Below are 21576 nucleotides of genomic sequence, written 5' to 3' on the forward strand. Positions count from 1 at the left end.
CCGGAGCCAACCCACTTGGCAATTTCCTGTGTTGGATCCTGAGCAGAGTCTTCCTCGGAGGCGTGCGTTCCTGTAGCCATGTGTGCGGAGGTGTTCACCTCCGTCGCATCCGAGGTCGGGAGAGCGCATGCTCCAGTCCGTCCGGCACCGTGTCCTGCTGTGGGGCGGCGCGGTGACAAGTGCCCTTGCATTGTTGTCGTCCGCCGTGACACCGGCACCGGCGAACGCCGCCACGGCTGCCACGACTGTCAGCGTGGACGACTCCATCCAGGGCAGCGGACGGGACCAGTTCGACTACCACGGCTCCGGCTGGGGCCATGCCAGTGGCGAAGGGGCTCCCGCCAACCCCTATCAGGGTACGAACAGTTGGACCGACCACACCGGTGACTCCGTCGCCTTCGACTTCACCGGCACCGGCCTCACCCTCCACGGGGTGACCGACCCCGGACACGGCATCGGCGCGGTCTCCATCGACGGCGCAGCAGCAGTCGACGTCGACTTCTACGCCACCTCGCGGACGGGCGACGTCGCCCTGTGGACCAGCCCCACGCTCACCGACGGACCCCACACCTTCACCCTGACCTGGACGGGCCGTAAGAACGCCGCTGCCACCGGCACCGCCGTGACCGTGGACCGGATCGACTTCACCGGCGAGGCGCCCGAGCCGGGCACGACCGAGATCGCGGTGGACGGCTCCGGCACCGGCCGCACCTTCGACGGCATCGGCGCGATCAGCGGCGGCGGAGGCAACTCCCGGCTGCTCATCAACTACCCCGAACCGCAACGCAGTCAGATCCTGGACTACCTCTTCAAGCCCGGCTACGGCGCCTCGCTGCAACTGCTCAAGGTGGAGATCGGCGGCGACACCAACTCCACCGACGGCTCCGAGCCCAGCATCGAGCACACCCGGGGAACCGTGCACTGTGACAGCGGCTACGAGTGGTGGCTGATGGAGCAGGCCAGGAAACGCAACCCGCACATCAAGCTGTACGGCCTCGCCTGGGGCGCCCCCGGCTGGATCGGCAACACCGACAACTCCCCGGGCGGCGGCGACTTCTGGTCCCAGGACATGATCGACTACCTGACCGACTGGCTGGGCTGCGCCCGCCGACACGGCCTGGACATCGACTACTTGGGTGGCTGGAACGAACGCGGCTACGACAAGGCCTGGTACGAGAAGCTGCACAGCACGCTCGCGGACCGGCATCTGCCGGTACGGATCGTCGCCGCCGACTCGGGGCTGGACGTCGCCGACGACATGCTCAAGGACACGCAGTTCGCCGACTCCGTCGACGTCGTGGGCGTCCACTACCCCTGCGAGGGCGGCGACGGAGGAAGCGCCGACACCTGCTACAGCTCGGACAACGCCCAGGCCACCGGCAAACCGCTGTGGGCCAGTGAGAACGGCTCCCTGGACGAGAACACCGGCGCCGGCGCGCTGATCCGCTCCATCACCCGCGGCTATCTCGACGGCAGGTTCACCGCCTACCTCAACTGGCCCCTGCTCGCGGCCGTCTACCCCAACCTGCCCTACGACACGGTCGGCCTCGCGGTGGCCGACCAGCCCTGGTCGGGCGCATACGACCTCGGCACCAGCCTCTGGACGACCGCGCAGGTCACCCAAGTCACCCGCCCCGGCTGGAAGTTCGTCGACCAGGCAAGCGGCTACCTGGACGGAGACCGGACCAACGGCAGCTACGTCACCCTGAAACCGGCCGACAACTCGGCCTACAGCACCATCGTGGAGACCTCCACCGCGAGCAGCGCACAGACCGCGGACTTCACCATCGGCGGCGGACTCCCCACCGGAACGGTGCACATCTGGTCCACCGATCTGGCGACGGGCGGCCGGGGCTTCGTCCACACCGGCGACGCGACCCCGGAGAACGGCCACTTCTCCGTCACGCTGGAGCCCGGCCACGTCTACTCACTGACCACCACCACCGGCCAGGGACACGGCACGGCGGCCGGCCCGCCCCAGGGCCACCTGGCGCTGCCGTACCGCGACTCCTTCGAGCAGCACACCCCCGGACGCGAGGCGAAGTACCTGTCCGACATGCAGGGTTCCTTCGAGACCGCGCCCTGCAGGGGAGGACGCCAGGGTCGCTGCGTACGGCAGATGGCCGCCGAGAAGCCCATCGAGTGGCAGGACGACAGTGACGCCTTCGCCCTCCTCGGCGACACCGACTGGCAGGACTACACGGTCGCTTCGGACGTCTACCTGGAGCAACCCGGCACGGTCGAGCTGATCGGCAGGGCCGGCGAACAACAGCGTCCGCAGTCCCACCAGGCCGGCTACTTCCTGCGGGTCGCCGACACTGGCCGGTGGTCCGTGGTCAGGAGCGACAGCGGCGGCCGGCTGACGACCCTCGCCGACGGCACCACCCGGACGCTGGGCACCCACCGCTGGCACAACCTGAGCCTGAGCTTCAGCGGCACCACCATCACCGCGAGCGTCGACGGCCGACGCATCGGCGCGGTCGACGACTCCGCCTACTCGACCGGGCAGATCGGCCTCGGCGTCGTCGGCTACCAGACGGACGAGTTCGACAACCTCAGCATCACCCCGATACGGCACCCGGCGGCACCCCGGCCACCCTCACCGCCACCCTGCCCTCGACCGTCCACCGCGGCGAATCGGCGACCCTCACGGCCACCTTCGCCGTCCCCGCGACCGGTTCAGCGGCCACCGACGTCACGCTGACCCCCGGAACCCCGGCAGGCTGGAAAGCGACCGCCACCACACCGGTCACCTTCTCGCGGGTCACCCCGGGCCACTCGGTCACGGCGCACTGGACCGTCACCGCCCCCACGGCCGCCGACACACCCGTGACCAACACCTTCTCCCCGCTCGCCACATACGACCGAGACGCCGTACGACACTGGACGTACGGCACGGCGAGCACCCAGGTGCCCATCCCACCGCCCACCGGAAGCCCGTACCTCAGCGACCTGTCGTTCGTCTCCGGCGCCAACGGCTGGGGCCCGGTGGAACGCGACAGCTCCAACGGTGAACAGGCCGCGGGCGACGGGCAGCCGATCACCATCCGCGGCACCGCGTACACCAAGGGACTCGGCGTCCACGCGGCCGCCGACGTGGCCTTCTACCTCGGCGGCAACTGCACCCGCCTGACCGCCACGGTCGGCATCGACGACGAGGTCGCCCCGTACGGCTCGGTCACCTTCGCCCTGGTCGCCGACGGCCGCACCCTGACCACCACCCCCGTCCTGACCGGCGATTCGACGGCCGTACCCCTGGACGTCGACGTGAGCGGCGTCCAGGACCTGCACCTGGTGGTCCAGGACGGCGGCGACGGCAACGCCCACGACCACGCGGACTGGGCGGACGCCCGGCTCACCTGCGCGCAGTAGTCCGGTCGACGAAGCGCTCTTTCCCGGTCTCGTTGCTCCTCGGGGTTCAGGAGCAGGCGTCCATTTGGGCCGCTCCTTTATCCCTTTTGCGTTCGTTGGGGAACGTATAGGAGTCCGTAGCCCTCCTTCTGGATGAAGGGGACGGCGCCGACAGGTAACCGGGGATCGAGTGGTATGGGTCTGACCAGCGAGACGACCGTGTATGTGACGGCAGCTCTGGCCGCCGTCTGTGTGGGGCTGTTGGTGTGGCTGTGGCCACGGTTCGCCCGGCAGGGCGTGCGGCAGGTGTTGGCACGGCTGGCGGCCATCGGGGTGACGCAGGTGGTGATCGTCGCGGCGTTCGCCTGCTGGCTGAACTCCTCGTACCAGTTCTTCGGGTCGTGGGGTGAACTCTTCGGTCACGTCGAGACCGCGCCCGTGGGGGTCACCCAGGCGGGGGCCCGCGACGGCGACGGCACGGTGAACGGTGTCGCCGTGAAGGGGGCGCTGGTGCAACCCGCTTCCGACGAGCAGTTGAACCGGGTCAGCGGACTGCCCTCCGGCCCGGCGGCGGTGAACGGGCGAGTGGAGTCCGTGAAGGTCATCGGCCGGCGCACCGGCGTGGTCGACCCGGCGTTCGTCTATCTGCCGCCGCAGTACTTCCAGAAGGCGTATCGCCGCCAGCGATTCCCGGTGATCGTCGCGCTCAGCGGCTACCCGGGGAGCATCTTCAACCTCGCGCAGTACCTCCGGGTGTCACAGACCGCCGGACAACTGCAGCGGACGGGCCGGATGCAGCCGACCGTCATGGTGATGATCAGGCCGACGATCGCCCCGCCCCGCGACACCGAGTGCGTGAACGTCCCGGGTGGCCCGCAGACCGAGACCTTCCTGGCCAAGGACCTCCCGGACGCCCTGAAGTCCGCCTACCGGGTGGGCCATGACGCGAGTGCCTGGGGCGTCATGGGCTACTCCTCCGGGGCAAGCTGCGCCCTGCAGCTGACCATGCGCAATCCCCACGTGTACACGACGGCGGGTGCCCTCTCGCCGGACTACCGGGTCAAGGACGATCCGACGACGGGCAACCTCTTCGGCAGCGGGCTGGGCCGCGTCAACCGCGTCAACGGCCACGACCTGATGTGGCGGCTCAGGCATCTGCCCGTCCCGCAGGTCTCCGTCCTGGTCGCCGAGAGCAAGCACGGCGAGCGCGGCTACCCGCAGACCCTGGCGTTCATCAGGGCCGTCCGGGCACCCATGCGCGTCGCGTCGATCCTGCCCGAGCACGGCAGCCACAACTTCCCGACCTGGGTACGGGAGATGCCGGCCGCGCTGAAGTGGATGAACCAGCAGCTGACGTTCCCCCAGGACGTCATCCCCCGCCACCCGAAGAAGGGCACCGTGGTCGCCGCCCGCCCCGAGGACGGCCATGATGCCGTGCGTACCGAAGTCACTCCCACCCCGACGCCGCACAAGTGACGGCCGCCGTCGCCGCCCAGGGCCTCGGACGGCATAGCCCTCTCAAGCTGCTTCGCGTCAGTTCTGCGGTGGTGGAGCGAGCAGCATGGGCCACGCGTCGTCCGAGGCGAGCAGTTCGTCGACCGTCGTATCGGGACCCGCGCCGAACACGGCGGTCGGTTCGGCCAGGTGCGCGGTGAGCGCCGGGTCGACGGGCGCGCGGACCTCCAGCAGCAGCACGGCCCGAGGGTCCGCGGACGAACGGCCGGGGAACTCCTCGGGGTTCACGTCGGCCTGCCGCAACGCGACGGGATGTACGGCGATGCCGACCACGAGTTGACCGGCCACGGCTGACTTCTCGGCCCAGCCGTCGGTCCGCACCAGGTAGAGCGCGCCGTCACCCTCGTAGCAGTAGGAGCCCAGCGCGGCGACGGCACGTTCCCCGGGCGTTCCCCCGGGATCGACGACGAGGACGGCGTAGGCCGTCTCGGGAGCGCCGGGATCCATGCCGGAGCGCAGGTACAGGCGGGCCATGGGACGGGGCCTCCGGAGTGATCTCGGCCGGGCGGGCAGAAGTGCAGTACAGCACAGGGAAACTGGTCGGCGCACACCCCTGGTCCACGGGCTCTACTCGCCGGTATACAAGCTCAGTTGAACGGGGTACGACCGCACACGGGTCGAGCCCCGCCATGACGGCTCGGAAGGGGAGGCCCGCATGAGACATGTGACGGATCCGGCTGTACCAGCGCGAACGCGCCCACGGGCAAGGACAGTTGCGGCCGCGGTCAGTGGCTGTGCGCTGGTCCTGGCCGCGGGGACACCGGCGGCGGCGCACACGAACGGCGGACGCGGCGACCGGCACACCGAGTACGTGGCCCTCGGCGACTCGTACACCTCGGGTCCCGTGATCCCCGACCAGGTGGACGCGAACTGTGCCCGCTCCGATCACAACTACCCGTCCCTGGTGGCGGCGGAGCGAAGAGCGACCCTTCTCATCGACATGAGCTGCGCCGGCGCGACCACCGAGGAGATGTGGAAGCCCCAGGGCACCAACGGACCCCAGCTGGACGCGGTGGACCGGGACACCGACCTGGTGACGGTGCAGATCGGCGGCAACGACGTCGGGTTCGGTTCCATCATCGCCACCTGCGCGCAGCTCTCCGCCAAGGACCTGACGGGCAACCCCTGCCAGCAGTACTACACCGCGTCCGGTGTCGACCAGCTGGCGCTGACGATCCTCAAGACGGCACCGAAGATCACCAAGGTGCTCAGGGCCGTGCACGAGAGGTCACCGCACGCACGCGTGCTGGTCGTCGGATATCCGGACCTCCTGCCGGACGACGGCAGCGGCTGCTACCCCTCGGTGCCCTTCGCAGCCAAGGACTTCCCCTACCTGCGTGACACCGAGAAGCGCCTGAACCTGATGCTCCGTGCGACGGCCGCGCTCAACCACGTCGAGTACGTCGACACCTACGGCCCTACGCGCGACCACGACATGTGCAAACCGCCCGCGGACCGCTGGATCGAGCCACTCCAGCCGGCCTCACCGGCGGCTCCGGCCCACCCCAACGCGAAGGGTGAGGCGGCCATGGCCGAGGCCGTTCTGACGGAGCTGGGCACCGGCCGCGGACGCTGACCCGCCCGGCGGGACCTCCAGCGGAACTGCGTCCCGTCGGCTCCGTCAACATGACGGAGCCGACGGGCCACCGGCTCCTCTCCGGACGCGTGCCGCCGCCACACGTTGAAGCGGTGGCTCAAATGTCGCGAAGCGCGGAATCGGCCACTAACCTCCGAGCACCGTCCGAACGGCATCAGGAAGGAAGTCGCCCGCCATGTCACTGGCCCGAGTCCACAACTTCTCGATTTCCCTCGACGGATACGGCACCGGAGAGGGCCTCAGCCTCGACGCGCCGTTCGGTCACGCCGGCGAGAGGCTGCACGAGTGGATGTTCGCCACCCGGTTCTGGCACGACATGGTGGGCCGGCCCGGCGGGAGTGCGGGCCTGGACGACGCCTTCGCCCGGCGGTTCGCACCCGGGATCGGTGCCGAGATCATGGGGGCGGGGAAGTTCGGTCATCCCGGATGGCACAAGGACCCGGAGTGGAAAGGGTGGTGGGGGCCGAACCCGCCGTTCCACACGCCGACCTTCGTCCTGACCCATCACCCGCGCCCGTCGATCGAGATGGAGGGCGGCACGACGTTCCACTTCCTGGACACCTCGCCCGCCGAGGCGCTGGAGAGGGCCCGCGAGGCCGCGGACGGCCAGGACGTACGCATCGGCGGAGGCCCCACCGTCGTCCGCGACTTCCTTGCCGCCAGGCTCATCGACCACCTGCACGTCGTGGTGGCCCCGATCCTGCTCGGCCGAGGAGTACGCCTCTGGGAAGGACTGGAGGACCTGGAGAAGGACTACGAGATCGAGGCCGTCTCCTCGCCCAGCGGAGTCACCCACCTGACCTTCACCCGCACGAGCCCCTGAACCGCCTCGGGACGAGCACCCTCCGCATGTCAGCGGGGCCGCTCCGGCTGCCCTGTGCGTCGGACGGTCCGGGGTGAGGCGCCCAGTTCCCGGTGGCAGGTCTTGTTGAACGCCTGGAGGTCGGGGATGCCGACGGTCGCGGCGATCGCCGGGATGGCGAGCGTCGAGGCGATCAGGAGGTGCCGAGCGCGTTCCATCCGGCGGTGCCGGATGTAGCCGACGACCGTGAGCCCCGTGTCCGCCCGGAACAGCCGGGTCAGATGGGTGTGGGAGATCCCGGCGGCACGGGCGATCTCCGGGATGTCCAGCGGACCGGCGAGGTGCTGCTCGATGTGGGCCTTGGCCGAGCGGAGGGCGGGATGCCGGGACGTCTCGTGGGTGTCGCCGGAGCCGGTCAGGCCGGTCATGCGCCACAACACGGTCCACAGCTCCGCGGAGGCCCGCGCCGGGGACTGTGCGGCGGCCGCGACCGTCTGCCGCAGCAGGCCGCCGAGCACCACGGCGTCCGCACCGGCGTCCTGCATCACCGGGATCGGGCGGAGTTCGCCCTCGCCGGGCAGTCGGAAATGGGCGTACAGATGCTCGGACGGTGTGGCGTCGTAGTGGAAGTGGACCTCGGTGTCGGGTGGCACGAGGCTCATGTGGCCGGGGCGGATCGGATGCCGGAAGCCGCCGAATTCCAGGATGCCGGAGTAGCCGTACAGATGAAGCTGCCACAGCCGCGGCAGCCGGAACACGTCGTGCGGACCGGCGTGTCCGTGGCTGCCCACGCCCGCGTTCTCGACGTGCGGAGGCAGATCGAGGGCAAGCTCCACCAGATGCGACATGGTGGAAAATTACCAGTACTCGTCGATTACAGCCCACGACTTACGGTCTGCCGCTTCCTACGGTTGTCGCATGCCAACCACACGACAACTCCTGAGTTCCGTCCAGGTGGCGCGGTTCGTGGCGCACGGCTTCCTGCGCCTGGACGGCATAGTGCCCCAGGAACTGAACGACGAAGCCCTCGACGCCTTCGCCGCCGGGCTGCCCTCCGTGCCCTACGGCACGGCCGTGCCGAAGGCGTTCCCCGAGGGGTCCTTCGCCCGCCGCCTCGTCGAACTGCCCGCCGTCGCGGGCGCGTTGGAGAGCCTGGTGGGCCCGGACCCGACCGTTGACCACCACTACGTACACACCCGCGAACCGCGTGAGGGCAGTGCACAGCCGCTGCACGCCGACGCCATCATCGACGTCCGGCCCGACGCCTTCGACGTACAGCTCATGTACTACCCCCGGGAGGTCACCGCGGACATGGGGGGCACGCTCATCGTCCCGGGCAGCCAGCTGCGCCGCACCAACGAGTCCGACACCGGCCGCTACCAGAACCTGCGCGGCCAGATCCGGCTGACCTGCCCCGCGGGCACCGTCGTCCTGCTCCACCACGGCATCTGGCACGGCGGCCGCCGCAACGACAGTGACACCGTCCGCCACATGTACAAGATCCGCTTCAACCCGACCGTGCCGCAGGTACGGCTCTGGGACACGACGGACCTCGACGACCCGGCCGTGGGCGAGGAGTTGGGCCGTACCTTCCCCTGGTACGAACCGGCCACGGGGCGCCTGGAGATCCACAACCGCATCAAGCTGTGGCGGTCCCTGTCCGCGGACCCGGACTTCGACATCGCGTACTGGGCGACCCGCATCGCCAACCGACCGGCGCAGAGGAGCACGGCATGACCACCTCCACCACAGTCCGACAGCAGGTCCTCGTCCTCTACCTGGCCACCTCCGCCCTCGACTCCCCGGTCCTCGGCTGGGCCCGCTACGACGGCACCGGCACGACCCGCCCCACCACCGGAGACACCGACGAGCCACCGTACGAGACGGGTGTCGCCGCCTTGCAGGACGGCTGGCGCCTCATCCAGGCGGCCCAGCTCGTCCCGCCGTACCCCGGGGCGGAACACGAGACGTCGTTCCTCAAGCACGAGTTCTTCTTCGAACAACTCGTGACAGTGGCCGACCCGCGAAAGGCTTCCGCCGACCAGGGCAGTGGTCCTATCGTCTGAGCCCGTGATCAGTAACGGTGTTCCACTGCCCCCGACGGTCTACCCGCTCCCCAAGGCGCGCGTGTGGGCCATGCTGGCCGGCTCCCTCCTCTTCGTCGCCGCGGGCGTGGTGTTCCTCGTCGCCCACAGCACCGTGAAGATGACGGTGGCGGGGGCGGCTGCCGTCCCCTTCTTCGGTTTCTGCGCGGTGCTCATCGGCCGCCGCCTGAGCCTGGACCGACCGGAGCTCACGCTGGACGACGGGGGAGTGGACCACGCGAGGCTGGGCCGCTTCGGCTGGGACGAGATAGCCGCCGTGCGGATACGCGAACAACGGGTACGCAACACCTCGCAGCTCTTCATCGAGCTGGTCCTGCACGATCCCGACGCCTACCTGGCCCGTGCGCCCAGGCTCGTCCGCAGCACCGCGTCCATGAACGCCCGACTCGGTTTCGGCCCGGCCAACATGGCCACGAACACCCTGCCGGTACCGCCGGAGGCGGTCCTGGACGCGATGCGGCGCCACTGCCCCGGTCTGTCGGTGCAGCACTGAATGCTCCACATCGAAACCGGTGGAGCGTCTGTGCGGTGTCTGTACGCGGTCGGAGTCTTGGGATAACGTCGCCCTGCCCCAGCGTATTGAATCGTTTCAAGCCGCCTTCGAGGGACGGGATGCCATGACATCGAGCAGCACATCGCCGAGCACCGAACAACCCGGCCCCGGCCGTCGCGCGGTCCTCGCGGCCGGAGTCGGGGCGGGAGCCGCCGCCCTGACCGCCACCCCTCTGGTCGCCGGCCCGGCCGCGGCCGCGCCCGGCGCGGGCTTGGGTGCGGCAGCTGCCCCCGAGCCGGCGCCGCGCCTCGGCACCGGCTGGCAGCGCTACGTCCAGGGACCGGCGTCCCGCACGGTACGGCCCGGGCGCGTACTCGACTCGGCCGGTGACGTCGGCAACCCCGCAGCCCTGCTGAAGCCCGGCGGTGCGAGAACGACCCTGCGCCGCCCGCAGCCGACCCCCGCACCTCGCTGGCCGGACGGCACCACCGCCGAGGCATCCTCGTCGCACGCGGGCAACAACGGCAACGACGGGCAGCCACGCACCTACGAAGCCGCCAACGCCATCGACGGCCACCCGGACACCTTCTGGAACGACGACACCCTCGCCGCCTTCCCCGACACGCTGACCATCACCCTGCCCGAGGCCCAGGCCATGTCCGGGATCACGGTGATCTCCAACAGTGACGGCGTGCCGACCGACTTCACGGTCGACGTCTGGGCGGGCGAGGCCTGGGAGAACGCCGCGACGGTCGCCGACAACGATGTCATCCAGCGGGCGGTGACCTTCAGTGCGCCGGTCTCCACGAGCCGGGTGCGGATCACGGTGACCGGGGTCCAGGACACCTCGAAGGGTGCGTTCACCCGGATCAACGAGGTGTGGCCGGAGCCGGTCGAACCGGTGGTGGCGCCGAGCGTCACGGTCGACTTCGGAAAGGTCGTGGTCGGCTACCCGCGTATCCGGTTCACGTCCGCCTCGGACAACTCGCCCGGCGTGCGGCTGGCGTTCTCCGAGACACGGCAGTTCCTCACCGACCGCTCCGACTTCACCCGCTCCGACCAGTCCGGCGGCGCGGGCGGCGGCTGCGACCAGTTCGCCGTACCCGCGCAGGGCGCCGACTGGCGGGACCGCAAGGGCTTCCAGGCGGGCGACAAGGTCTACGCCGACGGGCTGCACGGCTTCCGCTACCTCCGCGTCACCCTCGACGCCCTGGCCTCCGACGCCCCGGCGGCCCAGCCCTGGGGAACGGTAGAAATCGACGCCGTCAGCCTGGACTTCACCGCCTACCTGGGCACACCCGCCAGCTACCGCGGCTGGTTCCTGTGCTCCGACGACGACCTCAACCGCTACTGGTACGGGGCCGCCTACACCAACGAACTGGTCACCGACACCTTCCGCCAGGACGACGTCGACCCGCGCGGCGCGTGGAGCGCCTCGCTGGAGGGCGAGCTCGTCCTGCACGACGGAGCGAAACGCGACCGCGACCCCTACGTCGGCGACCTCGCCGTCTCCGCCCCCACCTTGTACCTCACCCACGACGACGCGGCGGCCGCCGTCCGCAACGTCCTGGCCGACCTCGCCGAACACCAGCGCGCCGACGGCTGGATCCCGCCCGCCTCGATCGCCACGTACACCCTCCCGTTGTTCGACTATCCGCTGTGGTGGGTGACCTGCAGCTGGGATTACGTCCTCTACACCGGGGACCGCACCTACGCGGCCCGCTACTACCCCCAGCTGCTGAAGGTGCTGGACACCTGGTACCCGAGCGTCACCGACGAGGCGGGCCTGCTGAGCAAGGGGCTGAACAACACCGGGGGATACGGCGACTACGCCTTCCTGTCCCGCACGGGACGCATCACCTACTACAACGCCCTGTACGTCCAGGCCCTCAACGACGCCGCCCGGCTGGCCCGCCTGCTGGGCCACGAGGCCGACGCGTCCCGCTGGACGACGCGGGCCGGCGCCGTGAAGGACGCGATCAACTCACACCTGTGGGACGGAGCCGCGGGCGCCTACCTCGACTCGGGCACGGGACCCGCGCGCCACGCCCAGGACGGCAACGCCCTCGCCGTGACCACGGGCATCGCCGACGCCGACCGAGCGGCATCGGCCCTGGCCCACCTCGACGGCACGACACAACGCCCGTACGGCAACGCGTTCATGGACAACGACACGATCTTCGACGGCGCCTCACAGCGGGTGTACGCGTTCACGTCGTATCCCGAGATCGTGGCCCGCTTCACGGCCGGCCGGGCCGATTCCGCGCTGGACCAGATCCGCCGTACCTACGGGTGGATGGACCGCCACGACCCGGGCATCACCAACTGGGAGGGCATCGGCCCGGGCGGCTCCTTGTACGAGGACGCGTATACGAGCATGGCGCACGGCTGGTCCACCGGCGTCCTGCCCGCGCTCACGCACCAGTTGCTGGGCGCCCGGCCGACCACGCCGGGATACGCCACCTGGGAGGTCCGCCCGCATCCCGGCGACGTCACCTGGGCCCAAGGCCAACTCCCCACCCCGCACGGGCCCTTGCGGGTGGCCTGGGAGAACTCCGCCACCGTCTTCCGGCTCGGCGTGGATGTCCCCAAGGGGACGCGGGGCGCGGTCGTCGTGCCGGGGGACAGCCGCCGCCTGAGCGTGCGGATGGGCGGTCGCCTGGTGTGGGACGGGCGCCGAGCGCTGGACGGCAGGGTGGCCGACGTCGACGGGCGGGTCACGGTCTCCCAACTACCCGCCGGAACGCACCACTTCACGGCCCGGCGGACGGACTGACCGACTGCCGTTGGGCGTTGGGGGACGTGCGACCAGCCGCCGTGCATCGGAGCGCCGATGCTAATTTAAACGCGCGTTTGAATTCGGCTTCGTCGGCAGGTCGATTGGCCGATTGGTCGATGGGTCGGTAGTCCGGTCTGACGCGGCGCCCTGGTTGTCTGGGCGGTCACGACGAGGAGGGTGCTCATGGTTGCGACGTCGAGGATCGAGGCGTTCGTTGCTGCCGACGCGCCGATCACCGCCCCGGTCACCAAGTTCGGGGGCCAGCCGGTGTGGCTTGCCGAGCCGCGCTGGCCGGTCAACGAGGCGTGGGACGAGCCGATGCGCTTCGTCTGTCAGATCGAGCTCGGGGCCGTGCTCGGCGAAGTGGGGCGAGGCAAGCTGGCGTACGTCTTCGTGACGCACGCGGAGCACGGCGACGAGACCTTCTTCGACCCCGACATCGCCTTTCCCGATGAGGGAGCGAACGCGGTCATCGTGCAGCCGGGCGGTGTCTACGGCGGTTCGACGCTCCCGACGGCCACCGGACCCACCCTCTACCACGCCGAGGACGGGTCCGACGCCGAGTACACCGTCCGGCTCCGGCCCGACACGGACCCCGACTTCCGTCCTCAGCACGACCACGGGAGGCCGCAGCCCGACGATCACGATCAGTACTGGGAGCGGATCAGCGGCGACAAGATCGGCGGAACACCGGCGTTCTTCCAAGGAGATGACTGGCCCGACGGCGGCCCCTGGAACCTGGCGTTGCAACTGAGCCCGAACTTCCAGCCGTTCCACCTCAACCTCGGTGCCGCGCCCACAGCGTTCGCGTTCGTCTCACCGGACGCCGAGCAGGGCCGGTTGGTCGTACAGGACACCTGACCGTGGTCAGGGCACCCGAGCGGCGAAGGTGGTTCCTGCTCCGGGGTGGTTCAGCGGACCCAGGTGCGGGTGACGTCCTGGACGGCGGAGCCGTCGAGGTCGGCGAGCGTGGTGGCGACGAAGTCGCGGGCCCACTGCGAGGTCTGGATACGGAAGGCCGGGCGGTCGGCGGTCAGGGCTTCGACGATCGGCGCGGCGGCCTCGGCCGGAGTCTGGGCGTTGCCGAAGGACTGCTGGGTACGGGCGATGTACGCCTGGAGGGCGGGGGCGTAGGGGCCGGCCGCGGTGAGCAGGGCGGGCACGTCGAGGCCGAGGTTGGCGACGAACTCGCTGGCGACCGCGCCCGGTTCGACCACGGAGACGTCGACGCCGACGGTGGCGGCGACCGGGGCGAGGGACTCCATGAAGCCCTCGACGGCGAACTTGGCTGCGCAGTAGGCCTCGTTGAAGGGCTGGCCGACGATGCCGCCGACGCTGGTGACGGTGATCACCCGGCCCTGGGTGGCGCGCAGGTGGGGGAGGGCGGCGCGGGTGGTGGCGACCACGCCGAAGAAGTTGACCTCCATCGCGGCGCGGACGTCGTCGAGGCTGCTCTGCTCGATGGTGCCGACCTGGGCGGCGCCGGCGTTGTTGACCAGCGCGTCGAGGTGGCCGTGCTCGGCGATGACCTCGTCCAGGCAGCCGGCGATGCTCTCGGGGTCGGTCACGTCCAGGCGCTTGACCTGGATACGGTCCGCGACGTCGTTCTCGGCGGCGACCTTGAGTAGGGCCTCGGCCTTGCCCGTGTCCCGCATGGTCGCGACGGTGGTCCAGCCGGCCCGCGCGGCGCCGACGGCGGCGGCCAGGCCGATGCCGGAGGACGTGCCGGTGATCAGGACGGTCTTCGGGGAGCTCATCAGGGTTCTCCTGGTCGAGGGTGGCTGGCATCGGCTGACATCGAGTGGCATCGGCCAGTAACCGGGGAGTTCCCCGGTTAGTCACAACGGTAACCGGGGAACTCCCCGGTTGTCCAGGTAGACTGATCCCTCGAGGAAAGGAGCAGCCTTGCCCGCCCAGCCGAGCCCACTACGTGCCGATGCCCGCCGCAATCGGGACCGCATCCTCGAAGCGGCCGTGCGCGCCTTCTCCGAGAAGGGCGCGGACGTCCCGATCGACACGATCGCCAAGGCCGCAGGCGTCGGCTCGGCCACGCTCTACCGCCATTTCCCCACCCGCGAGGCGCTGGTCGAGGCGGCCTACCGCAACGAGCTGGCCCGGGTCTGCGACAGCGCCGCGGAGCTGCTCTCCGACTTCCCGCCGGACCGGGCGCTGCGCCTGTGGATGGACAGGTTCATCGACTACCTGGCCGCCAAACAGGGCATGGCGGAAGCCCTGCGGGCCGCGATCGCCTCCGGCGCGGACCCCTTCGCCGAGTCCCTCGACAGACTGAGCACCGCGGTCAACACCCTGCTGCACGCCGGCGCCGAAGCCGGCCTCCTGCGCCCGGACATCGACCCCGTCGACATCGGCCTCAGCCTCAGCGGCATCTCCCTGATCACCAGCGCCCCCGACCAGCGCGGACGGGCCGACCGCCTGCTGGACCTGCTCCTCGACGGCCTCCGCTACGGAGCGGGCCGATAACCGTCGATGCCGCGCGAACACGAGGTTCGCGCGGCATCTCCGGCCGGCAGCCGCACGCCGGTCAGGATCCCGGGGCGCTGCGCCCACCCGCCCCCACGGGCGAGCACCCTCCCTGATCCGAGCTCTCGGCCGGCTGCCGCCCCCCGGCTTCTCAGAAGCGGCCCGCGTTGAGCGCCTTCTGAAGCCCCTCCGTGGTCTGCTTCCCCCAGTCCCCGTCCTGAGGGACACCCACGTGCGCCTGGAGGGCCTTGACGGTCTGCGGACCGATCTGGCCGTCGACCGGCACATGGAGGTGGCTCTGGAGGGCCTTCTTGGTGTTCGGCCCGAACTGCCCGTCCGTGCTCACACCCAGCACCCACTGGAGCGCCTTGACGGTCAGCGGCCCGAACCCGCCGTCCACGGTGAGCGGGCAGAACGGGTTGTGGTTCGAGGACGGCGGAGTCGGCGAACCGGTACCGCCGCCGGGCAGCCGAAGATAGGTGATGGGCTTCGGATGCGAGTTCGCCTCGTCGGCCACGGTGGTCTTGAGCGGACCCGCCTCCTGGCCGTGGGACACGCACAGCGCCCCCAGCCCCTTGGCCGCGCTCTCGACGAGGACGACCACGTGGTCGCCGCCGCCCGGGCCGAAGACCACGAAGTCACCGGGCTGGGTCTCGGCCGCGCTGATGTGCTCACAGTGGTCGAGCATCGTGCCGGTGTAGCCCTCCCCGTTGAACCCGCTGCCGTTCGGGTCCCCAGCCCCGCTCCACTTCGCCATCAGCGTCGCGAAGCCGGAGCAGTCGGTCGTGAAGGGGAGATGATGCACGGCTATGCCGATGGGCATCGGCCGGGCCTCCGAGGGCTTCGGCGGGTAGTGGATGTCTGCCGTGTGCTGGACCCCCCAGAGACAGTTGCTCACCATCGCCTGACGGACCTGTGCCGTGGTTGTCTGAGCTGTCGTACTCATCCTGCACTCCTGTTCGTGAACCTGTTGGACACGGTGTCAGTGCGCAGGGGGTGACGTCGTTGGCGTTGCGTCACCGGTTGATTGACGCTACGTCCACTGCCGTGCCGGCTGCCTCCAGGACCTGGCGGCGGTAGTCGCCCGGGGGCATGCCGTGCGCCGTGCGAAAGGCGCGGCTGAAGTCGGCGGCGTGGCGGAAGCCCCAGCGCGCACCGAGGACATGGACCGGATGATGGCGCAGACGCGGGTCGCCGAGGTCGGCCCGGGCACGCTCCATGCGCAGGTGGCGAATCCAGGCCGCGACGGTGAGTTCGCGGTGCTGGAAGAGCCGGTGCAGATAGCCCAGGGATATGTGGTGGTGGGCGGCGATCGCCGCGGGCGTCAACTCCGGGTCCGGGAGGTTGAGTTCGACGAACGCCTCGATCCGGGCGAGCAGCGCCTGCCGACGGGTCTCGGGGGACAGCCGGTCCTCGGCATCGAGGTACGAGGCCAGGGTCGCGGCGGCCAGGTCGAGGGCCACCCCGCCGAGCCGTCGCACCTCGCGCTCGCCGACCTCGCCCCGTCTCACAACCCCGGCGACGCCGACCAGATAGCGGGCGAAGACGGCGCTCATCCCGGTGCCGCCGGACATGGCCCGCGCGAGCAGCGGATACAGCCGTTCCGGACGCAACGGCAGCGCGGCCCTGGGCAGTTGAAGCATCACCATCTCCCCGCGGCCGACCCCGGCGTGCGTTTCCAAGGGCTGAGAGGTGTCGTGGAGCAGGAGATGGCCCGGGGTCAGCCGGGACTCGTTGTCCCGCTGGGCACAGCACAGCTCGTTCGCCATGACGACGCTCAGCCCGTACCGCTCGGGGTCCGAGCGACGCACCAGGGCCGACGAGCGCACGGAGTGCAACTCGGGGTAGTCCAGCGCCGTCAGCAGGACCGGGCCCAGCTCCGCCACCGTCACCGTGGACCGGAAGTCGTCGGCGTGCGGGCTGCTGACCATCGACGGCACGATGTCCTGGGCCATCTGCTCGCACCACCACGGAAAGCGGTCGGCGGGCGGCAGATCCTCACTGCGCATGGTCACGATCACGTACTGTCCTCCCCCGGAAAGTCGCCGAAAACAGGACAGCACAGCAGATTCAACGCCCTGCCATGGAACCCCCAAACGACCCCTTCGCTCTCGCAACCACTGGGTCAACTTGTCGTCCCTCCTCTTCGGAGGGAATCCCCGCCTTGAGGCGGGGAGGGAGAATCCGATCCTGAGCCCTGCGGCGCGGAGCGCCGCAGCATCGCTTCACAAAGCTTCCACGGCGGCACGGCGCTCAGTCCGGCTGCTTCTGGTTCTCGATGTAGTCCTTGACTACCTGGAGAGGTGCGCCGCCGCATGAGCCGGCGAAGTAGGAGCCTGACCAGAAGCGGCCGTGCATGATGGCGCGGCTCACTCGGCCGGTGAACTCCTGCCGCAACCGGCGCGAGGATACGCCCTTGAGGCTGTTGACGAGGTTCGACAGTGCGACCTTCGGCGGGTAATGCACCAGTAGGTGCACGTGGTCCTCTTCGCTGGTGAACTCGATCAGGTCTGCCTCGAAGTCCTCGCAGACCTTCCGTATGATCTCTTCGCAGCGGGTGAGCATGGTGTCGTTGAAGACGTTCCGTCGGTACTTGGTGGCAAATACCAAGTGTGCGTGCAGGTTGTATTGGACGTGACGGCCGCGCCGTACATCGGGGTTTGGTTCCCAACGTGGTGACATGAACCAATGTTCGAATTGAGGTCGACCCGACCCGAAGGGGGTGGGCTGAATGATCCGTGCGTGCAAGTTCCTCATGCGGCCCACCGTCCGTCAGGACGAGGCCCTTCGCGAGATGATGCGGGATCACTGCTCGCTCTACAACGGCGCGTTGCAGGAACGCCGCGACGCCTACCGGCACGTGTCGAAGACAAGCGTCACGTACGGAATGCAGTCTGCGCAGCTCAAGGACATCCGGGCTTTCGACCCGGAACGTCAGGGACGCTGGTCCTTCTCCAGTCAACAGGCGACACTGCGACGGCTCGACAAGGCGTTCGCCGCGTTCTTCCGCCGCGTCAAAGCAGGTGAGACGCCTGGATACCCGCGGTTCCGAGGCGTGAACTGGTTCGACACGGTGGACTTCCCCAAGGACGGGGACGGCTGCCGCTGGGACAGTGCGCCGCACGACCCGGTCACCCGCGTCCGCTTCCAGGGCGTTGGGCACGTCAAGGTCAACCAGCACCGGCCGGTGACCGGCAAGGTCAAGACCGTCAGCGTCAAGCGCGAGGGCCGTAAGTGGTTCGTCGTGCTGACGGCAGAGCAGGCACAGCCCGAGCCGTTGCCCGCCACCGGCAGTGTCGTCGGCATCGACGTGGGCATAGCGAACTTCCTCGCCGACTCGAACGGCAACTTCGTTGCCAATCCGCGTCACCGGCAGAAGGCTTCCGTGAAGCTCGAAGCCGCGCAACAAGCCCTGTCCCGGTTCCCGCGATGCAAGGCCAGGGACCGCACCGCCAACCACCAGCGTGCCGTGGAGAAGGTTGCCGAGCTGCATGGCAAGGTGCGACGCCGGCGGCTTGACCACGCCCACAAAAGCGCCCTGACGCTGGTCCGTGAGCATGACTTTATCGCGTACGAAGACCTTAAGATCCGCAACATGAGCCGGGCCCCCGCACCGAAGCCCGACCCCGACAGGCCAGGCGAATTCCTGCCCAACGGGGCCGCGTCCAAAGCCGGGCTCAACCGCTCGATAGCTGATGCCGGATGGGGGGTGTTCCTCGCGATCCTGAACGCCAAGGCTGAAAGAGCCGGACGGGAAGTGATGGCCGTGGACCCCCGCAACACCTCCCGGCGGTGCCCCGAATGCGGGCACACCGCCAAGGAGAACCGGCCCACCCAGGAGAAATTCCACTGCGTTTCGTGTGGCCACCGCGCGCACGCGGACACGGTGGGCGCCCTGAACGTTCTACGGGCCGGGCTGGTCCGCCGCGAAGCTCAACCCGCTTAGCGAGAAGCCACCCCGTTTACGGGGTGGAGGAGTCACCGTCTTACGTTCCGAGGAGAGACACGACCAGGGTCGCTCGCTGACCGGGCGAGGCTCTTGGACCTGCGCTGATGCCGGCCAGGTCGAGTGCGTTCTCTCTTGCTGGGGGATTTGATCAGCTTCGGTGTTGACTGGGGGGTGGTCGAGGCCCGGGGAATTCGGGCCGACCCTACCGAAGATCCGCATTGCGGTCGTGCTCGACGGTCCGCCCCCCCCGCGTCCAGGGACGCGTTGCCGGGGCCCTCCTCACGCTGGTGTTGTGGTGCTGTCCGGAGGCCGGCGCAGGCGATGCAGGCAGACCACCGAGGCGAGGACGGTGCGGCGTTCGGAGGCTTCCAGGCGCGGGTCGGTTTCGACGACGTACTGCTGCAGCCCGATCCACGAGTCGGTGGTGCTCACGGTGACCCGGCCGAGGATGTCCGGTGCCGGGCTTCCTTCCGGATCTGTCTCGGTGAGCTGCCATCGGGTGAACGGGAGCCCCGGCCGGGTGAGGAGGAAGCGGCGTTGCCGGTGGGTGTGGAGGATCAGCTGCCGGGTGGTGAGGTATCCAGGGGCGTTGGCGGTGCCGACCTCCTGGTCCGCGGCGTCGGTGAAGCGGAACTCCGCCGGCCCGTACTGTTCGATACGAGCGATGAGCTCGCCGGATGTCGTCGTGAGGACCGAGTGCGTGGGGTCGGTGCGTGTGACATGCGCGAGTGGGATCCCGGTGATGGTGGATACGGCCAGGGCGGGACCTGTGTAGCTGCGCCATCGCGAACGCTTCGGCTGCCCCACGACGACGGTTTCCAGATCGAACAATTCGGGTTGCGCCATCGGTCTTCCTTCCCCGTCGTGCGATGTCGCCCGGGATCGTGTCATGGTGCGCAGGGTTCGGCTCGATCAGGAGAGAGAAGCAGTAGGAAGCCCGTGAAACAGCTGGTGCACATACACAGAGTCCGGTTGGGCAGCAACGAGTTTCGGGTGATTCGGGCAGACCCGACCCCGGAACGGTTGGCGCTGCGCGACGACCGTCATTGGCTGTCGATGTACGCCGACCGGCATGCCGCAGCCCAACTCGTCGACCTGTGGGCGTTGGCCGCCCGGTCCGCGCACTCGCTGGTCTACCTGCCCATCCGCGCCAACCCGGTCCCCAACGGCGTCATGAGCGAAGGTGAACCGGTCTCGCTGGACCTGGTTCTGGCCCACCACAGCCTGCAGTTTCCGATCGCGTCGTGGAAACAGGTACGGGCACGACTTGGTGCCGGCACACCACAGACCCCCACCACCCCGGCCCAGGATTTCCCCGACGAGGCGGTCATCGATTACCGGCAGCGGCAATTCCGGTCGTACCGCGACCACCTCGATTTCCACATCGCTGCGCATACGCTGTTCATCGTGGGCAGTTCCACCGCGTTTCGCGAGCACGGCACCACACTTCGCGGCCTCGTCGACGAAGCCCCGTCCCATCTGCATCGCCACCCGGACGCCCGGCACTTCTGCGTAGAGCTCAGCCCCGGCCCCTGGCCACGGCCCCAGACCCGTCGCAACGTACCCGCAAGCCTGCACATCCAGTACTCCAGCACCTGGCGCATATGACAACCCGTCGTGACGCGCCGCTCTCCCCAGCGGCTGTCGGGCCGCTCCGTTGCCCGTCGGCACCTCGGCCCTGGGCCCCGCGCCCAGATGTCGGTGGCTGCACGTACGGTCTGGACATGACTGATCAGTGGTGGGTGGGCATACGTCAGCGGGTCGAGGCGGCAGGCGGAGGGCCAGGCGGCGACAAGGTGTTCGGGGCACCGGGCCACAAGTGGGTCCTGGAGGAACCGCTCACCCAGGACGAGCTTGCCGAACTCGAGGCTCAGATGGGCGTGCGGCTGCCGGAGGAGTACCGGACTTTCCTGCTCCACGTCGGCGCGGGCGGCGCGGGCCCTGCGTATGGTCTGTTCCCGGTTCGGCGCGAGCAAGGCCGCTGGCGCTGGGAAGGCGACGGCGCGGACATGGCCGACCTGTCGATGCTTTCCGAGCCGTTTCCCGAACAGGGCCCTGACCCGAAGCTGCTCGACGACCTCCTTGCCCAATGCCCCGAGGAAGAGGACTTCGACAACACTGAGGACTTCGACGCCGCCATGGAGGGATGGGACGAGCGCTGGGGGGATGTCATGTTCGCCCCGGAGCGCACCGCCGGCGCCATCGTGATCTGCCACCTGGGCTGCGCCCAGAGGGAGTGGCTGATCGTCAGCGGCAGCCACCGCGGCACGATCTGGTCCGACAACCGGGTGGACGACGTAGACCTCGCCCCGCTGCTCGACGACGACGCCATGCCGGTGGGGTTCGCCCGCTGGTACACCGAATGGCTGGAGAAAGCCGAACACACAGCCCCGTAGGCGATGGGCTGGACGACGTTCGGTCTTTACCGGTCGCGAGGACACCACGCTGAACTGGCGGAAGACGTCCGCGCGTTGACGCCGTGGGTCGCCCGACTCGACGCGCGG

Annotated in this window: 21 protein-coding genes and 1 pseudogene; 15 read left to right on the forward strand and 7 right to left on the reverse strand. The window is 69.4% G+C overall.

What is annotated here, in order from left to right; all coding sequences use genetic code 11:
- Positions 1 to 127 precede the first annotated feature (127 nt).
- The 4 genes and pseudogenes from ACQEWB_RS48240 to ACQEWB_RS48255 all read left to right on the forward strand — a co-directional run bounded on the left by ACQEWB_RS48240 (position 128) and on the right by ACQEWB_RS48255 (position 4827).
- Complete coding sequence (locus ACQEWB_RS48240; protein WP_432843065.1) at positions 128 to 2704, forward strand: galactosylceramidase; 2577 nt, start codon at positions 128 to 130, stop codon at positions 2702 to 2704.
- Positions 2689 to 2766: pseudogene (locus ACQEWB_RS48245) on the forward strand (hypothetical protein); the annotation flags it as partial. The gene ACQEWB_RS48240 and the pseudogene ACQEWB_RS48245, both read left to right, overlap by 16 nt.
- Positions 2767 to 2829: 63 nt before the next feature.
- Positions 2830 to 3372, forward strand: coding sequence for an NPCBM/NEW2 domain-containing protein (locus ACQEWB_RS48250; RefSeq protein WP_432844389.1), 543 nt, complete (start codon positions 2830 to 2832; stop codon positions 3370 to 3372).
- A 174-nt stretch (positions 3373 to 3546) separates the two neighbouring features.
- The gene (locus ACQEWB_RS48255; RefSeq protein WP_432843067.1) at positions 3547 to 4827 is read left to right on the forward strand and encodes an alpha/beta hydrolase; all 1281 of its coding nucleotides are present in this window, start codon (positions 3547 to 3549) and stop codon (positions 4825 to 4827) included.
- A gap of 57 nt (positions 4828 to 4884) precedes the next feature.
- Here the strand turns inward: ACQEWB_RS48255 and ACQEWB_RS48260 are convergent, their stop codons facing one another.
- A complete protein-coding gene (locus ACQEWB_RS48260) occupies positions 4885 to 5340 on the reverse strand; it encodes a hypothetical protein (RefSeq protein WP_432843069.1) in 456 nt (151 codons plus the stop codon).
- Positions 5341 to 5521: 181 nt separating this feature from the next.
- Between ACQEWB_RS48260 and ACQEWB_RS48265 the strand changes: the two genes are divergently transcribed.
- Complete coding sequence (locus ACQEWB_RS48265) at positions 5522 to 6442, forward strand: SGNH/GDSL hydrolase family protein (RefSeq protein WP_432843071.1); 921 nt, start codon at positions 5522 to 5524, stop codon at positions 6440 to 6442.
- 196 nt (positions 6443 to 6638) lie between these two features.
- Entirely contained in the window at positions 6639 to 7286 is a 648-nt protein-coding gene (locus ACQEWB_RS48270; protein WP_432843073.1) for a dihydrofolate reductase family protein, read from the forward strand.
- A gap of 29 nt (positions 7287 to 7315) precedes the next feature.
- On the opposite strand, the gene ACQEWB_RS48275 is transcribed toward ACQEWB_RS48270, so the two are convergent.
- Positions 7316 to 8113, reverse strand: a complete 798-nt coding sequence (locus ACQEWB_RS48275; RefSeq protein ID WP_432843075.1) for a helix-turn-helix domain-containing protein — start codon at positions 8111 to 8113, stop codon at positions 7316 to 7318.
- A gap of 70 nt (positions 8114 to 8183) precedes the next feature.
- Between ACQEWB_RS48275 and ACQEWB_RS48280 the strand changes: the two genes are divergently transcribed.
- The 5 genes from ACQEWB_RS48280 (at position 8184) to ACQEWB_RS48300 (ending at position 13503) form a co-directional block, all read left to right on the forward strand.
- The gene (locus tag ACQEWB_RS48280) at positions 8184 to 9002 is read left to right on the forward strand and encodes a phytanoyl-CoA dioxygenase family protein (protein WP_432843076.1); all 819 of its coding nucleotides are present in this window, start codon (positions 8184 to 8186) and stop codon (positions 9000 to 9002) included.
- Entirely contained in the window at positions 8999 to 9331 is a 333-nt protein-coding gene (locus tag ACQEWB_RS48285) for a hypothetical protein (protein ID WP_432843078.1), read from the forward strand. Before ACQEWB_RS48280 ends, ACQEWB_RS48285 begins: the two co-directional genes overlap by 4 nt.
- Before the next feature lie 4 nt (positions 9332 to 9335).
- Positions 9336 to 9863 carry an STM3941 family protein gene (locus ACQEWB_RS48290; RefSeq protein ID WP_432843080.1) on the forward strand — a complete coding sequence of 176 codons (528 nt, stop codon included), beginning with the start codon at positions 9336 to 9338 and terminating at the stop codon, positions 9861 to 9863.
- Positions 9864 to 9987: 124 nt separating this feature from the next.
- Complete coding sequence (locus ACQEWB_RS48295) at positions 9988 to 12639, forward strand: alpha-L-rhamnosidase C-terminal domain-containing protein (protein WP_432843082.1); 2652 nt, start codon at positions 9988 to 9990, stop codon at positions 12637 to 12639.
- Positions 12640 to 12825: 186 nt separating this feature from the next.
- Positions 12826 to 13503: a hypothetical protein gene (locus tag ACQEWB_RS48300; protein ID WP_432843084.1), complete on the forward strand. Its 678-nt coding sequence runs from the start codon at positions 12826 to 12828 to the stop codon at positions 13501 to 13503.
- 50 nt (positions 13504 to 13553) lie between these two features.
- Here ACQEWB_RS48300 and ACQEWB_RS48305 read toward each other — a convergent pair whose 3' ends face one another.
- Positions 13554 to 14399, reverse strand: a complete 846-nt coding sequence (locus ACQEWB_RS48305) for an SDR family NAD(P)-dependent oxidoreductase (RefSeq protein ID WP_432843086.1) — start codon at positions 14397 to 14399, stop codon at positions 13554 to 13556.
- Positions 14400 to 14547: 148 nt separating this feature from the next.
- Between ACQEWB_RS48305 and ACQEWB_RS48310 the strand changes: the two genes are divergently transcribed.
- Positions 14548 to 15123 carry a TetR/AcrR family transcriptional regulator gene (locus ACQEWB_RS48310; protein WP_432843088.1) on the forward strand — a complete coding sequence of 192 codons (576 nt, stop codon included), beginning with the start codon at positions 14548 to 14550 and terminating at the stop codon, positions 15121 to 15123.
- Between the two features lie 151 nt (positions 15124 to 15274).
- On the opposite strand, the gene ACQEWB_RS48315 is transcribed toward ACQEWB_RS48310, so the two are convergent.
- The 3 genes from ACQEWB_RS48315 to tnpA form a co-directional block, all read right to left on the reverse strand.
- The gene (locus ACQEWB_RS48315) at positions 15275 to 16069 is read right to left on the reverse strand and encodes a hypothetical protein (RefSeq protein WP_432843090.1); all 795 of its coding nucleotides are present in this window, start codon (positions 16067 to 16069) and stop codon (positions 15275 to 15277) included.
- 70 nt (positions 16070 to 16139) lie between these two features.
- Positions 16140 to 17132 carry a helix-turn-helix domain-containing protein gene (locus ACQEWB_RS48320; protein WP_432844391.1) on the reverse strand — a complete coding sequence of 331 codons (993 nt, stop codon included), beginning with the start codon at positions 17130 to 17132 and terminating at the stop codon, positions 16140 to 16142.
- Positions 17133 to 17376: 244 nt separating this feature from the next.
- Positions 17377 to 17805 carry an IS200/IS605 family transposase gene (tnpA, locus tag ACQEWB_RS48325; protein WP_432843092.1) on the reverse strand — a complete coding sequence of 143 codons (429 nt, stop codon included), beginning with the start codon at positions 17803 to 17805 and terminating at the stop codon, positions 17377 to 17379.
- 49 nt (positions 17806 to 17854) lie between these two features.
- Between tnpA and ACQEWB_RS48330 the strand changes: the two genes are divergently transcribed.
- Entirely contained in the window at positions 17855 to 19069 is a 1215-nt protein-coding gene (locus ACQEWB_RS48330) for an RNA-guided endonuclease InsQ/TnpB family protein (RefSeq protein ID WP_432843094.1), read from the forward strand.
- A gap of 282 nt (positions 19070 to 19351) precedes the next feature.
- Here ACQEWB_RS48330 and ACQEWB_RS48335 read toward each other — a convergent pair whose 3' ends face one another.
- Positions 19352 to 19918 (reverse strand): hypothetical protein, encoded by a 567-nt coding sequence (locus ACQEWB_RS48335; protein ID WP_432843096.1) that lies wholly within the window; start codon positions 19916 to 19918, stop codon positions 19352 to 19354.
- Between the two features lie 126 nt (positions 19919 to 20044).
- Here ACQEWB_RS48335 and ACQEWB_RS48340 point away from each other — a divergent pair, with 126 nt between their 5' ends.
- Together ACQEWB_RS48340 and ACQEWB_RS48345 are read left to right on the forward strand one after the other, a co-directional pair.
- Complete coding sequence (locus tag ACQEWB_RS48340) at positions 20045 to 20680, forward strand: hypothetical protein (RefSeq protein WP_432843098.1); 636 nt, start codon at positions 20045 to 20047, stop codon at positions 20678 to 20680.
- Between the two features lie 116 nt (positions 20681 to 20796).
- A complete protein-coding gene (locus ACQEWB_RS48345) occupies positions 20797 to 21468 on the forward strand; it encodes an SMI1/KNR4 family protein (RefSeq protein WP_432843100.1) in 672 nt (223 codons plus the stop codon).
- Positions 21469 to 21576: the final 108 nt, after the last annotated feature.

Source organism: Streptomyces sp. CA-249302 (genome assembly GCF_050936785.1).
In the GTDB taxonomy this organism is placed as follows: domain Bacteria; phylum Actinomycetota; class Actinomycetes; order Streptomycetales; family Streptomycetaceae; genus Streptomyces.

What these genes read in the sequence shown, in the direction of transcription:
- ACQEWB_RS48240 (WP_432843065.1), top strand. Translation starts at nt 128, where the DNA reads ATGCTCCAGTCCGTCCGGCACCGTGTCCTGCTGTGGGGCGGCGCGGTG.
- ACQEWB_RS48255 (WP_432843067.1), top strand. Translation starts at nt 3,547, where the DNA reads ATGGGTCTGACCAGCGAGACGACCGTGTATGTGACGGCAGCTCTGGCC.
- ACQEWB_RS48260 (WP_432843069.1), bottom strand. Translation starts at nt 5,340, where the DNA reads ATGGCCCGCCTGTACCTGCGCTCCGGCATGGATCCCGGCGCTCCCGAG.
- ACQEWB_RS48265 (WP_432843071.1), top strand. Translation starts at nt 5,522, where the DNA reads ATGAGACATGTGACGGATCCGGCTGTACCAGCGCGAACGCGCCCACGG.
- ACQEWB_RS48270 (WP_432843073.1), top strand. Translation starts at nt 6,639, where the DNA reads ATGTCACTGGCCCGAGTCCACAACTTCTCGATTTCCCTCGACGGATAC.
- ACQEWB_RS48275 (WP_432843075.1), bottom strand. Translation starts at nt 8,113, where the DNA reads ATGTCGCATCTGGTGGAGCTTGCCCTCGATCTGCCTCCGCACGTCGAG.
- ACQEWB_RS48280 (WP_432843076.1), top strand. Translation starts at nt 8,184, where the DNA reads ATGCCAACCACACGACAACTCCTGAGTTCCGTCCAGGTGGCGCGGTTC.
- ACQEWB_RS48285 (WP_432843078.1), top strand. Translation starts at nt 8,999, where the DNA reads ATGACCACCTCCACCACAGTCCGACAGCAGGTCCTCGTCCTCTACCTG.
- ACQEWB_RS48295 (WP_432843082.1), top strand. Translation starts at nt 9,988, where the DNA reads ATGACATCGAGCAGCACATCGCCGAGCACCGAACAACCCGGCCCCGGC.
- ACQEWB_RS48300 (WP_432843084.1), top strand. Translation starts at nt 12,826, where the DNA reads ATGGTTGCGACGTCGAGGATCGAGGCGTTCGTTGCTGCCGACGCGCCG.
- ACQEWB_RS48305 (WP_432843086.1), bottom strand. Translation starts at nt 14,399, where the DNA reads ATGAGCTCCCCGAAGACCGTCCTGATCACCGGCACGTCCTCCGGCATC.
- ACQEWB_RS48315 (WP_432843090.1), bottom strand. Translation starts at nt 16,069, where the DNA reads ATGAGTACGACAGCTCAGACAACCACGGCACAGGTCCGTCAGGCGATG.
- ACQEWB_RS48320 (WP_432844391.1), bottom strand. Translation starts at nt 17,132, where the DNA reads ATGCGCAGTGAGGATCTGCCGCCCGCCGACCGCTTTCCGTGGTGGTGC.
- tnpA (WP_432843092.1), bottom strand. Translation starts at nt 17,805, where the DNA reads ATGTCACCACGTTGGGAACCAAACCCCGATGTACGGCGCGGCCGTCAC.
- ACQEWB_RS48330 (WP_432843094.1), top strand. Translation starts at nt 17,855, where the DNA reads ATGATCCGTGCGTGCAAGTTCCTCATGCGGCCCACCGTCCGTCAGGAC.
- ACQEWB_RS48335 (WP_432843096.1), bottom strand. Translation starts at nt 19,918, where the DNA reads ATGGCGCAACCCGAATTGTTCGATCTGGAAACCGTCGTCGTGGGGCAG.
- ACQEWB_RS48345 (WP_432843100.1), top strand. Translation starts at nt 20,797, where the DNA reads ATGACTGATCAGTGGTGGGTGGGCATACGTCAGCGGGTCGAGGCGGCA.